Origin of the sequence: Rhizobium sp. WW22 (assembly GCF_047041135.1) — a bacterium.
Lineage (GTDB): Bacteria > Pseudomonadota > Alphaproteobacteria > Rhizobiales > Rhizobiaceae > Rhizobium.
Genome location: NZ_CP178199.1, coordinates 904,195 through 916,396, shown reverse-complemented (window position 1 = coordinate 916,396; position 12,202 = coordinate 904,195). Strand labels below are relative to the sequence as shown.

At 62.7% G+C, this 12,202-nt stretch carries 12 protein-coding genes; 1 reads left to right on the top strand and 11 read right to left on the bottom strand.

From position 1 onward, the window contains the following. Position 1: 1 nt before the first annotated feature. The 8 genes from ACK83U_RS23230 to ACK83U_RS23195 form a co-directional block, all read right to left on the bottom strand. Positions 2–1,756 carry an FAD-dependent oxidoreductase gene (locus ACK83U_RS23230; RefSeq protein WP_112609085.1) on the bottom strand — a complete coding sequence of 585 codons (1,755 nt, stop codon included), beginning with the start codon at positions 1,754–1,756 and terminating at the stop codon, positions 2–4. Further along, positions 1,749–2,867, bottom strand: coding sequence for a branched-chain amino acid ABC transporter permease (locus ACK83U_RS23225; protein ID WP_112609083.1), 1,119 nt, complete (start codon positions 2,865–2,867; stop codon positions 1,749–1,751). Before ACK83U_RS23225 ends, ACK83U_RS23230 begins: the two co-directional genes overlap by 8 nt. Before the next feature lies 1 nt (position 2,868). Then, complete coding sequence (locus ACK83U_RS23220) at positions 2,869–3,732, bottom strand: branched-chain amino acid ABC transporter permease (RefSeq protein WP_112337689.1); 864 nt, start codon at positions 3,730–3,732, stop codon at positions 2,869–2,871. Beyond that, on the bottom strand, positions 3,729–4,439 hold the full coding sequence (locus ACK83U_RS23215) for an ABC transporter ATP-binding protein (protein ID WP_112609081.1): 711 nt from the start codon (positions 4,437–4,439) through the stop codon (positions 3,729–3,731). The genes ACK83U_RS23220 and ACK83U_RS23215 overlap by 4 nt, the downstream gene beginning before the upstream one ends. Beyond that, complete coding sequence (locus ACK83U_RS23210) at positions 4,439–5,158, bottom strand: ABC transporter ATP-binding protein (protein WP_112412554.1); 720 nt, start codon at positions 5,156–5,158, stop codon at positions 4,439–4,441. Before ACK83U_RS23210 ends, ACK83U_RS23215 begins: the two co-directional genes overlap by 1 nt. A gap of 80 nt (positions 5,159–5,238) precedes the next feature. Next, complete coding sequence (locus ACK83U_RS23205) at positions 5,239–6,522, bottom strand: ABC transporter substrate-binding protein (protein ID WP_112609079.1); 1,284 nt, start codon at positions 6,520–6,522, stop codon at positions 5,239–5,241. A 36-nt stretch (positions 6,523–6,558) separates the two neighbouring features. Continuing rightward, a complete protein-coding gene (locus ACK83U_RS23200; RefSeq protein WP_112609077.1) occupies positions 6,559–7,620 on the bottom strand; it encodes a maleylacetate reductase in 1,062 nt (353 codons plus the stop codon). After that, positions 7,617–8,498, bottom strand: a complete 882-nt coding sequence (locus tag ACK83U_RS23195; protein ID WP_112609075.1) for a dioxygenase — start codon at positions 8,496–8,498, stop codon at positions 7,617–7,619. Before ACK83U_RS23195 ends, ACK83U_RS23200 begins: the two co-directional genes overlap by 4 nt. A gap of 79 nt (positions 8,499–8,577) precedes the next feature. On the opposite strand from ACK83U_RS23195, the gene ACK83U_RS23190 reads away from it, so the two are divergent. Continuing rightward, on the top strand, positions 8,578–9,528 hold the full coding sequence (locus tag ACK83U_RS23190) for a LysR family transcriptional regulator (protein ID WP_112609073.1): 951 nt from the start codon (positions 8,578–8,580) through the stop codon (positions 9,526–9,528). A gap of 16 nt (positions 9,529–9,544) precedes the next feature. Here ACK83U_RS23190 and ACK83U_RS23185 read toward each other — a convergent pair whose 3' ends face one another. Genes ACK83U_RS23185 through ACK83U_RS23175 form a run of 3 tightly spaced genes read right to left on the bottom strand, consistent with a single transcriptional unit; the run spans position 9,545 to position 12,187 of the window. Next, the gene (locus ACK83U_RS23185; RefSeq protein WP_112609071.1) at positions 9,545–10,141 is read right to left on the bottom strand and encodes a flavin reductase family protein; all 597 of its coding nucleotides are present in this window, start codon (positions 10,139–10,141) and stop codon (positions 9,545–9,547) included. Further along, the gene (locus tag ACK83U_RS23180) at positions 10,138–11,364 is read right to left on the bottom strand and encodes an acyl-CoA dehydrogenase family protein (protein ID WP_112609069.1); all 1,227 of its coding nucleotides are present in this window, start codon (positions 11,362–11,364) and stop codon (positions 10,138–10,140) included. The genes ACK83U_RS23185 and ACK83U_RS23180 overlap by 4 nt, the downstream gene beginning before the upstream one ends. A gap of 43 nt (positions 11,365–11,407) precedes the next feature. Next, positions 11,408–12,187, bottom strand: coding sequence for an alpha/beta hydrolase (locus ACK83U_RS23175; RefSeq protein ID WP_112609067.1), 780 nt, complete (start codon positions 12,185–12,187; stop codon positions 11,408–11,410). Between the last annotated feature and the right edge of the window lie 15 nt (positions 12,188–12,202).

The window sequence follows — 12,202 nt, the reverse complement described above, 5'->3', positions numbered from 1 at the left end:
CTCACAGAGCTAGAACAAAGGATAGCGCGCGACGAAGCTCCGCCACCGGGTCTTCCGCGATGGTTTCGCGACGCCAGCAGACATGTTGGTCGGGTCGCACGAGAATGATGCCGCTGTCGCGGACCTCACGCAGATTGGCCCAGTCGCCGGTCAGATCCTGCCAATGCTGGCGCGGCCCGATGACATGGGCTTCGATGTCGAGACCAAGTTCACGGCCGAGCTGCTTTGCTGCCTCGACCCAGCTGCGGCCGCCAATGCCGGTGAGCACCGTAAAGCGGCCCTTGCCGCAAAGATCGAGCGTCGAGACCTTGGTTCCGTTGTCGGCAAAGATCCAGGCATGCGGCAGCCGCGCACCCGGCCAGGTGGTCGGCTGGTAGTGCAGCTCCGCATCCTTCTCGAAGGCCGGCTCCGGCTGACCGTCGGCGAGAACGGCCTCCGACCGATAACGCTGGTTCATCTCGACGCCGTGGGCATCGAATTCATAGACCTTGGCTGCGATCGCCTGACGGATGGCAGCGCGCTGCGTTTCGGCCGCCGGCGTATCGTCGCAGCGCGCATCCATGTTCTGCTGCATTTTCACGGGGTCGATGGAATCGAGCAGGCCAAGCGCCTTGAAGATCGGCCCGAATTCCTCGATCGACTTATTGGCTCGGGTCACGATCTGCTTGGCGATCGGCGCGCGCTCGCGCTGGTAGCTGTCGAGCAAGGCGGGACCAGCCTTGCCTTTCAACACGTAACTGAGTTTCCACGCGAGATTGAAAGCATCCTGGATCGACGTATTGGAGCCCAGTCCGTTCGACGGCGGATGCCGATGGGTGGCATCCCCCATGCAAAAGACACGGCCGTTCTGCATTGTGGTTGCATAGAGGTTATTGACGGTCCAGGTCGAAACCGACTGAATTTCCACCGCCAGCTCGCGATCGCCGACAAGGTCACGTACCACCTTGGTGGCGAAGGCCGTGTCTACGTCCGGCGCCGGCTGATTGATGTCGTATCCCCAGACGATCAGCCATTCATTCCACGGCCGAACCATGCGCACCAGGCCCATGCCAATGCCGCCGACGTCGGCGCCTGGCTGGACGACCCAGTAGAGCACAGAGGGGCGATGGGCGACGTATTTCGAAAGGTCGGCCTTGAAGAGGATGTTCATTGATCCGCCGACGCCCATACGGCCCTCGAAGGTGAGCCCCGCATCTTCAGCCACCTTGGAATTGCCGCCGTCTGCGCCAATCAGGTACTTGGACCGGACCGTGAGCTCCGCGCCGGTGAGCCTGTCGCGGCAGGTCGTCGTTACGCCGTCGGCGTCCTGCTCGTGGCGAATATATTCGGTCGACATGCGCGCCTGCGCGCCGCGCGAGCATGCTGTCTTGAAGAGCAACGGCTCCATGAAGGTCTGGGGCAGGTCGTTCATGTGCGAGGGCGACGACAGCTGGTGCTCGGCCCGGCTCACTGGATGCGTGCCCCAGCTGCGCATCCGGCCGATCTCTTCGCCGGCAAGCGAGGTGCAAAAGACGTTCTGCCCCATCAAATCTTGCCCAGTGGCAAAGAGATAGGCCTCGTCCTCGACATCCTTTCCCAGATCGCGCAAAACCTCCATCGTACGTTGGTTGGTGATGTGCGCACGCGGCGTGTTGGCCAACCAACGGTAGCGGTTGATGACCATGGTCTCGACGCCGTAGCTGGCAAGCAGCGCCGCTGAGGCCGAGCCGGCAGGGCCGGTCCCTATGATCAAAACGTCGGTGTTGATGTCAGCCATGCGGCCCTCCCTTGATAGTCTTGGTCAATGGTCCGCCGGCAAGGATGCGGCGAACGGGGAAAAGTTGAAGTCCGGTGCGCTCGGTAAAGAGGCCCCACAGTCCGCGCGGGGCAAATAGCATGACGGCAATGCCGAGAAGGCCGAGAACGAGCAGATACCAAGAGCCATAATCGGCAAAAAGCTTCTGTAGAATGAAGAAGACGATGACGCCGACGATCGGTCCCTCGATCGTACCGATGCCGCCGATGACGACGATGAAGATCACATAAGCGGTCCAGTCGGTGACCGAGAAGGCGGCGTCTGGCGAGATGCGCGCTTTTTGTAGGTAAATGAGCGCGCCGGTCAGGCCCGTGACGAAGGCGGCGGCGAGATAAACGGCAAATTTAATGCGGTTTGGATCGATGCCGACCGATCTTGCCGCCTCGCGATTGTCACGCACGGCGGCAAGCCCCAGTCCCTGCTTGGAACGCAACAGCCGATAGGCAAAGCCAATGGCGGCAAACGCTAAAAAAAGCGCCAGCCAATAGCACACCATATCCGCGGCCTGGGCAGGCCGCACGCTGAACCAATCGGCGGCGAGGCGGGCGCCCGGCAGATCGCGCGTGATGCCGGAAGGCAACGATGTTCCCGTGCCGCCGCCGAGCGCCTTCCATTGCGCCAGAGACAGCCGCAAGACCTCGGCGATCACCCAGGTCCCGATCGCGAAATAGGCACCGTGTAACCGGAAGACGAAAAAGGCCGTCGGCACGGAAAGCATCATGGCGGCAAGCCCGCCGAGCATGATCGCGACAATAGGATTGAGCCCGCTGAGGATGACGGCGGCGGACATAATATAAGCCCCGAAGCCGACGAAGGCCTGCTGGCCAACCGAAACGAGCCCGGCATAGCCGGCAAGCAGGTTCCAACATTGCGCGAGCGTCAGCATCGTCAGGATGAAAAAGAGATTCTGAAGCGCCGCGCGTGGCACGAAAAAGGGAGCGGCAACGCCTGCTGCAATCATCGCAACGGCGAGAAGCACTGCAAACGACGAGGCGCGATCGCGAGTCGATACGGTCCAGCTAGACGGCGGCGCAGGCGAAGCGGAGTCGGGGGAAAGCGTATCGTGCACCATGTCAATCGACCGCCCTTGGAAAAAGCCCGCGCGGGCGGACCAACAGCACGAGAAGAAACGCCACATGCCCCGCGAGGATCTGCCACTCGGGGTTGACGGCTGCGCCGATCGTTTGTGCGACGCCGATGATCACGCCGCCTGCGAGCGTACCCCAGAAGGAGCCGAGCCCACCAATGATGACCGCCTCGAAGGCGTAGATCAGCCGCGCCGGCCCCATCGTCGGGTCGAAATTGGCGCGCGTGCCGAGAAAGAGGGCCGCGATCGTTACCACAACCATCGCGAGGCCCGTCGCGGTCGCGAAGATGCGGTCGGAGCGGATGCCCATCAGACCCGCCGTGGCGCGATCGTCCGAGGTGGCGCGGAAGGCGCGGCCGAGGCTTGTCTTGTAGAAGACGAGGTTGAGGCCGACGATGACGGCAATCGCCGCCAGGAAAGTCAGCAGCGGCATGGTGCCGACACTGATCGGCCCGATCTTGAGAGACGCAGTTTCCAGCGCGCCCACCGAAACGCGGCGGCTATCGGCAGAAAAGCCTTCCAACAGCGCGTTCTGGATAACGACCGAAAGGCCGAAGGTGACAAGCAGGGGCGGCAGTATGTCGTCTCCGATGGTGCGATTGAGCAAGAGGAACTGCAGGCCCCAGCCGACCGCATACATCACCGGAACGGCGACCAGTGCCGCGACGAAGGGATTGAGCCCGAGCGCGCTGACCAGCACCAGAAGCAAGAAGGCGGCCAGAACGATGAGATCGCCATGCGCGAGATTGACCAGCCGCATGATGCCGAAAACGAGGCTCAAGCCGGCCGCGAACAGAGCGTAGAGGCCACCAAGCAGAATTCCCTGTATAATCGTGTCGAGCCAGTTCATCCCGCATGCACTCCGAAATAGGCAGAATGGATGTCGGCGCGGCTAATTGCGTCCGGCTTTCCATTCAGCGTCACCCGTCCCTCCATCATGCAGTAGAGGCGGTCTGCTACCTTGAGCGCCTGGCCGATATCCTGCTCGACGATCACGATGGCGGCACCCTCGGCGCGGATTTTGGGAAAGGCCGCGTAAATATCGCGGATCACCACTGGTGCCAGGCCGAGGCTGATTTCGTCGCAGAGCAACACCCTTGGATTGGACATCAGCGCCCGGCCGATCGCCACCATCTGCTGCTGACCGCCCGATAGCGCCGTGCCGGGATTGTTGCGCCTTTCCCTCAAGACCGGAAAGAGCTCGTATATTGTCTCAAGTGTCCATGTCCCTTTGACGCTGCGCCCATATTTGCCAATCAGCAGATTTTCCTCCACCGTCAGAGACGGGAAGAGCTTGCGACCTTCCGGCACCATGGCGACGCCGAGCGCCATGACCTCGGGGGCTGGCAGCGCGCCGATGGGCCTTCCATCGAAGCTGATCTGGTCGGGCTCATTGGCGAGCATGCCCGAAATCGAGCGCATCAGCGTGGATTTGCCGGCGCCGTTCGCGCCGATGATCGCCAAAGTCTCACCGGCATCAAGCATGATGTCGACCCCGAAGAGCGCCTGGAAGTCGCCGTAGAAAGCCGTTAAGCCCTGTGTTTCAAGAAGTGCCATCAGACGTCAATCCCAAGATAGATCTGGCGGACCGCCTTCGATTCCATGATCTCGGTCGGCCTGCCGAGGCCGACCACCTTGCCGAAATTCAGCACGAGAAGACGGCTCACCACGGAGTTGAGGGCATGAAGCACGTGTTCGACCCAGATGATGGCGACACCGGCTGCGTGGATCGTCCGGATTGTCTCCACCAGCTCGCCACACTCGCCCTCCGTGAGGCCGCCGGCGATCTCATCCAGCAGCAGCACCTTGGGCTCGGTCGCCAACGCCCGCGCGAGTTCGAGGCGTTTGCGTTGAAGTAGGCCGAGACTACCGGCCGCCTGATTGGCGCGTGCGATCAGGCCGGTGTTCACCAGAATATCCGCACAGCGCTCCGACACCTCCCGCTCGGTCTTTCGCGAACCGTAGGCCGCGGCGACCAGAAGGTTTTCGAAAACGGTCAGCTGCTGGAAGGGCTGCGGGATCTGGAATGTGCGGCCGATCCCCGCCAGGCATCGCGCCATCGGCGGCTGGCGCGTCACGTCTTCGTTGCGATAGATAATCCGCCCCTCATCGACGCGCAGATTGCCGCTGATCAGATTGAACAGGGAAGATTTTCCGGCACCGTTCGGCCCGATGATGCCGAGCGCCTCTCCGCTCTCCAGCGCAAATGACACGTCATCCGCGACCTTTAGGGCGCCGAAGCTCTTCGAAACATTTTCGAGGGCAAGTATGACCATCTTCTTCCTGATTGGTGTCTGTTTCGTCCGTTCGCCGAATCCGACGCATGACCGCCTCCGGGGCAGCCCCCGGCAGCGCATCACGCTGAGGCGATCGGCTCCATCTTGCCGCCCGCAGGAATATTGGGAGCGGTCCTGTTGTCGGTGATGACGAGATCGTAGCCACCGCCGTCCTTCAATCTCCACTGACCGCCAACGAGCGGTGTCTTGGCCACGTTCTTCGCGGCAAAAGGCGGAACATTGGCACCGTCCCAGGCGACCGGACCGACGATCGTGTCCAGCTTGGTCGCCGCGATCGTCTTAATTACAGCCGCGCTGTCCGTCGGGTCCGCCCGCTTCATGACATCCGCAGCCACCTCGAAGAGCGCGTGAACGAAGCCGATCGGCTGCGTCCAGGGCCGGCCTGTGGCTTTGGTAAAGCCTGCGGCGAGTTCCGCGGCGCTTTCTCCCGTCAGCGAGGACTTGAAAGGATGACTGGCCGACCACCAGACCTCGCAGGACAGATTGTGACCGCTTTTGCCCAGAGCCTCGACCGCCTGGGGGAACAGGATGGCCTTGCCGATGGAGGCGATTTTCGGATGGAAGCCCTGTTGTTTTGCCTGGTTCCAGAAGGTGGTGAAGTCCGGCGGGATCATGACGCCAGTGATGACCTCGCAGTTGCCCGACTTGAAGGCATTGATCTGTGCGGAAAAATCATCGGTCATGTTCTGGTAGCGGCCGGGATCGGTGAGGGTGTAACCGCCTTTTTCGAGAACCGGCGGGAAACCGACCACTTTATCGCCCCAGGCATTGCCATCCCCGTCGTTCGGGAAGAGGCCGCCCACCTTCTTGTTGGTTTCCAGCTGTTGCCACATGTTTGTGTAGACAGCGATCACATCCTCCAGGCCCCAGAAGAAGTGGAAGGCGCTGTTGAAGGGCTTCCACGATGACGGGTCACCTGGGTTGGCCTGCTGACCAATGAACCAGGGCTGCCAGGGCGCGGCCGTCGAGATGCAGGGCATCTCTTCCGCCTCGCAGGTGGTGGCGACCGGATTGGTGGTTTCCGGCGTCGATGCGACGAGCACGAGATTGACCTCGTCCTTGACGATCAGCTCCTTGGCGACTTCGGCGGCGCGGTTCGGGTTGGACTGGCTATCCTTGACTATAATTTCATAATCGAGCCCGGCAGCCTTGGTCTTGGCCAGGAAGCCATCGAGGATGAACTTGTCGGCCTCGGCGAAGGCGGCAAGCGGCCCGGTCTGCGGGCTGACATAGCCGAGCTTGATCGCCTTGCCCTTGGCGATCGCGGGCATGGCCAGGCTGGATGTCGCGGCAAGCGCGCTGGTCGCTGCTGCGGTTTTCAGCAGGTTACGTCTCGTAAACATTTTTGGTTTCCTCCTCCCAAAGTAAACACAAGCGTTTTAGAGTGGCGGGCGTTCTCCCGCCCATGCGTCCTGAAGCAGCGTTCGGATCGAGGCCCGCTCGATCGGCCGAGGATTGGCGTAAGGGTTGCGCGTGGCGATTTCGGCGGCGCGGTCGAGATCGCTCTCGGTGAGGCCGAAATCCTTCAGCGCCAGCGGCGAGCCAACGGATTTGGCGAAATCGTAGAGCCCCTGGCCCGGCGTGCCACCGAAAATGTCCCCGATCGGTGCAAGCAGCTCCGGCACCGCCGCAGCATTGAAGCCGATCGTATGCGGCAGCATGATCGCGTGTGTCTCTGCATGCGGCGTGTCGAAACTGCCACCCAGCGTGTGGCAGATCTTGTGATGCAGCGACATGGAAATCTGCCCAAGCACGGTGCCGCAGAGCCAGGCGCCATAGAGTGCCTTTTCCCGCGCCTCGGCATCCCGCGGCGCCTTGACGATCACCGGCAGCGCCTCGGCAAAGGCGCGCATACCCTCGATCGCCATCATGGTGGTGATGGGGTTGCGATCATCGGCATAGAGACCTTCGGCGGCGTGCGCGATGGCATTGAGCCCACTCGTGACGCTCATAGCGACCGGCAGGCCAAGCGTCAGTTCGGGATCGTAGATGACCACCTCCGGCACGATCCTCGGGCTGCGAACCGTCGTCTTGATGCCGCTTTCCGTCTGACCGAGGATCGGCGTTACTTCCGAACCGGCGTAGGTGGTCGGCACGACAAGCTGGTGAATGTCGGTACGGTAGGCCATTGCCTTGCCAAGACCGGTGGTCGAGCCGCCGCCGAGCGACACGACGCAATCGGCCTGAAGTGCGGCCGCGCGCGCCAGGGCCTGCTCGGTGACATCGACCGGAGTGTGCATCGTCGCACCCGCGAACGTGCCCACGGCAAGCGCGCCAAGACGAGCGGCCAGCGCCTCGCCGTCAGCGGCCTGCTGCGGCGTCGTCAGCACTAGCGCGCGGCGGCAGCCCAGCGTCTCGATCCATTGGGCAACGCCGGCGCTCGCTCCGGAAGCAAAGACGACGCGTGTCGAATGCGGCTGATAGGAAAAATCGAGTGTCATGCCGACCTGCGCTCCTCTCGCGCCCGCACCATTACGAAGGTGAAATCGAGCGACCAGCCATTGTCCCTGACCGGCGCTGGCCCATCGAGGCTGCCAACGGGCAGGAAGGTGCCAACCAACTCCTGCTTGACGCCAAACAGTGCGTCCTGCGACAGATGCGGATCGTGCCCGTCATAAACGTGGGTGCTGATCGTCTGGAAGCCGGGCGCGGTGATAGTAAAATGGAGATGCGCGGGGCGGCGCAGCGGATAGCCAATCGCATGCAGCATCCGTCCGACCGGTCCGTCGCAGGGCACGGCATAACCGCCCGGTCGAACCGTCCTATAGGAAAAGCCGCCATCTGCGTCGGTGCTGAAAACGCCACGCAGATTGAACTCCGGCTGGAGATCCGGCTGCTGGTTCTCGTAAAATCCCTGCGCATTCGCCTGCCACGTCTCAACCTTCGCGCCGGCGACGGGATTTCCGTCGAGGTCGGTGACGCGGGCATTGACAGCCAGCGGCTCGCCGATGCCGTCGAGCGATATATCCGCACCCGACATAAGCCGCGGCGCATCGGCGCGGTAGAACGGGCCGCGCACGGTGTTGGGCGTAGCACCCTTCGGTCGGCGGGTGTTGATCTCCTCCACCAGCGCCGTCACACCCAGAAGATCGGAGAGCAGTACCCATTCTTGCCGCTTATGATCACTTGCGTGACCAACTTCGGTCAGAAATTCGATGGCGTGTCGCCAGTCCGCATGGGTCGGCCGTGTTTCCTTGATGGCCTGGTGGATATGTCCGACCAACGCTGTAAGGAAGGCCGGTAGCGGTCCGGCGCACTGCGCCAGTCGCTCTGCCACAAGGGCAGCCGAATCCGCTTCTGTAAAAGACGTGATCCCCATACTTCCTCCTCAACTGCACGTTATCAGTTCGAAACGTAGCAGTTGATGATTTTTCTCCTATTTAATATAGCTGATTGCTATGAAGCTCGATGAACGACACCTGATTCAGCTTGCCGCCGTCGTACAGGCCGGCGGTGTGACGGAGGGCGCGGCCCTGCTCGGGCTCACCCAGCCGGCGGTGTCGCGTACCCTTGCCATGCTGGAAAAGCGGCTCGGAGAACCGCTGTTCGTCAAGGGCCGGCGGCCGTTGCAGCCGACCCCCCTCGGCAGGGCGCTCGCCGACCACGGTCAGGCCATGCTGGTGGCAGCGCGAAAGGCCTCGTCGCTTGTCGACGGCTTCCGACACGGACGGACGGGCGTGGTTCGCGTCGGCGGCACGCCCTTCTTCATGGATGCGCTGATCTCCGGCATGATCGCTGAGTTCCAGAATGCCACACCGGACGTGCGCATCGAGCAGAGCTACGGCTACCTTCCGGATCTGCGGGCGGCGATCGACGCCGATCGAATCGACCTTGCCATTTGCCCGATCGACGTGCTGGATGAGGGCTCCGGCATGCGCTTCCAGGAGTTGCTTCCCGGCCGCAATGTCGTCGCCTGCCGTATAACGCATCCCCTTCTCCTGAGACGCAAGCTCGCGCCTGCGGAACTCCTCGATTATCCCTGGATCGCTCCGCCCTCCGGCAGCCCGCTGTTTGCCGATCTGCACAGTCTCGTCCTCTCGCTCGGCGCCACCGAGGCGAAAATCCGCTATTCCGGCGGCTCGCTGGTGAGCGCAATCAACTATCTGAAGGCGAGCGATGCGCTCACCATCCTGCCGCACAGCGTCGTCTTCGCCTATCGCAACGACAAGTCGATCACGGCGCTGCCGGTCAACATTCCTCATCCCGAGCGCGCGCTCGGTCTCCTGCGGCGCACCGAGGAAATCCGCGTGCCGGCAGTCGAGGCCTTCTGCGCGCATATTCGCAAGAGCTTCGAAGACCTCAGACACCTGATCAAGCGCCACGAACAGACGGTGATCTGGAGCCTCTGACAGCTCACGGCGCTCCTCAAAAGGTTGCCGAATCGTCAGGCCACAGGAACAACGGTGCCAAGCCGGCGTCGGCGATCGGGCGCAGTCCATGCCAGGCGCGATTGGCATAGACCAGCGCGTCATCCGCCAGCCCCTCTTCTGTCCCGGGTGAAGCCTCAAGGAGTTCGGCTGAGACAAGGCAGGCTCCGGGGACCGGAAACAGTCCGCGAACCGCCGCCCGGAACCAGAGGCCGACATCCGGATAATACGGCTCGCCGCTATCAAGCCGCGCCCAACGGATGTCAGGCCCGAAGCGATCCCTGCCACGGGTGGCGCAGAGCCGGGCAAGCTCCATGTCGCTGCGGCGCACGAAATGCACGACCACCGTCTCAGCCCGGCGCACGGCGTGCGCACTGGAGGAATTATCCGACAGGGAGAAAGCAACCATTGGCGGCGAGGCGCTGATCGAGATCAGCGAGCTTACCGTCAGAGCCACTGGCCCGTCTCCCGGATCGGCGGTGATGATGGCGACACCCGCCGGATGGTGGCGGAAGGCCATCATGAAAGCCTCTGCCACGCCAGCGCCGGCCGTCGGTTGAGCTGCCCGCTCCTGCTTTTCGGACCGCGCCGTCATTTCTTCTCGACCAGATCGTAGAACTGCCAGACGCGATCGCTCCATAGCCCGCCGATCTCGCGGCCGGCGGCGCCGACAATGTTAGTGTTAATCGTAAAGTGGTTGGCCGCCACCAGCATCTCGCGGTAGGTGCGCTGCATGACGCCATCGCGCAACGACGCACCACCGGCAGCGCGATAGACGAAGTGGCATGCATCCACGCCCGCCTCGTGCACTTCCGACTTGGCGAGATGCACGAAGGTGATCTGGCGCGTCGAGACGCGCTTGCCCGCCTCGATCGAGGCCTCCACGTCGCGCCAGACCTCAAACAAAAAGGCGCGGGCGGCGCGCACGCGGGCTTCCGCCCGGCCGTAATCGAACCAAAATTTATCACTCTCACCGAGCATGCCGGCGCGGCCGGTTTTGGTCACGGCAAACTTAGCCATTTCATCGAGCATACGGCGGGATGCGCCGATCGCCCAGCCTGAATGGCCGATGGCAGCCAGCCCGACGACGCCGAGGCTGAAGAATTCCTTCTGGCGCTGCGGCTCGGCGGTCATGATCGGAAAAACCATGTCGTCGGCGATGAAGACGTCCTTGGCGTCGTAGTCGATGCTGCCGGTTCCCTGCAGGCCGAGCACGCTCCAATTGCCGAGCAGTCCGTGCTCGCCGACCGGTGCGTGGGCGCAGAGCACCACGACGTTGCCATTCTCATCCTTGGCCGGATGACCTTTGCCGTCGTCGAGCAGGGCGGCGGTATGGGTGAATGTCGCGTGGTGAATGCCGCTCGCATAGGACCATTTGCCATTCAACAGATAGCCGCCATCGACCTTCTTCAGCATGCCGGTCGGCGTGCCCTGCCCCGAAAAACGGTTGTCGGTGCCGCCGCCGAAGAGCCGCGAGATCGCGGTGTCGGGCAGGAAGGCGGCAGACATCGCCCCGATGCAAGCATGCACCATCGACACCCAGCCGGCAGCGCCACTGTGGTAGGTAATGGCTTCGATCAACTGCAGGCCTTGCGTCGGCGAAAGCTGTGCGCCGCCGAGTTCCTCGGTCGCGAAGATATGCGACATACGCAGCGGCTTCAGCGCCTCGAAAGTGGGCTCATTCAGCTTGCCGAGCTTTTCGGTGGCCACCGCGTTTTCTTCAAGAACCGGCCCGATCTTGCTGATATGCTCGAGAAGGCTGGCGAAGTTTGTCTTGGTGCCCCAATATCCGGCACTATGTTTCAAAGGTGCGTTCATCTGTTCCTCCTGACAATCTGGTGTGTTCTCGCGGCAAGCTGTCTCAGCCGGCAAGGAAATCGCCGATGGCGGTCACCACGCGCGGGTCCTCCTGCATGGCGAAATGGCCGACCTCCGGCACCATGAGGGTGCGGGCGTTCGGGATTCGTCTCTCCCAGATCGGCGCCTGCGAAGCGGGCAGCATTCGGTCCTTCTCGCCCCAGACGATCAGCGTCTCGTTCGGGATGCGGGAAAGCCAGCGGCCGAGATTGGGATGGCCCATGCCGTGGGCCTTGACGATGTTGCCGAGCGCCCGCGCCTCCTTCTCGCGGGCGGCAAGGAAGGTGTCGAGCGGTGGGCATTCGGCTCCCCCCGGAAAATAACGCAGGGCAACGTCGACATTATGCGAGAGATAGCCGGGTAGCGCCTCGGGCCTGATCGCCGACAGGTCGGCGCCGGGGTGATCTGGATCGTTGAGGCCAGCCGGCGCATTCAGCACCAGCTTGCCAAAACGCTCGCCGGCGACGACGGCCATTTCGGCGGCCATCCAGCCGCCCATGGAATGGCCGAGGAGATGCGGTCGATCAAGATCGAGGGCGGCGACCAGATGCAGGTTGTGGACAATGATGTCCTGCATGCCTGTGACATGCGGCGCCTCGTCACTGTCGCCAAAGCCGGGATGGTGGGGCAAATAGACGCGGAAGCGATCGGCGAGGCCCCGCGCCCATTCCGTGCCTTCGATGGTGGCGGCGCCATGCAGCGCGAGCACGGCCGGGCCTTTGCCGATGACTCGTACAGCGGTCGCAACGCCCTCGATGTCGTAATGCACCGTTTCGAAATTCATTCCAATCCTCCTCCA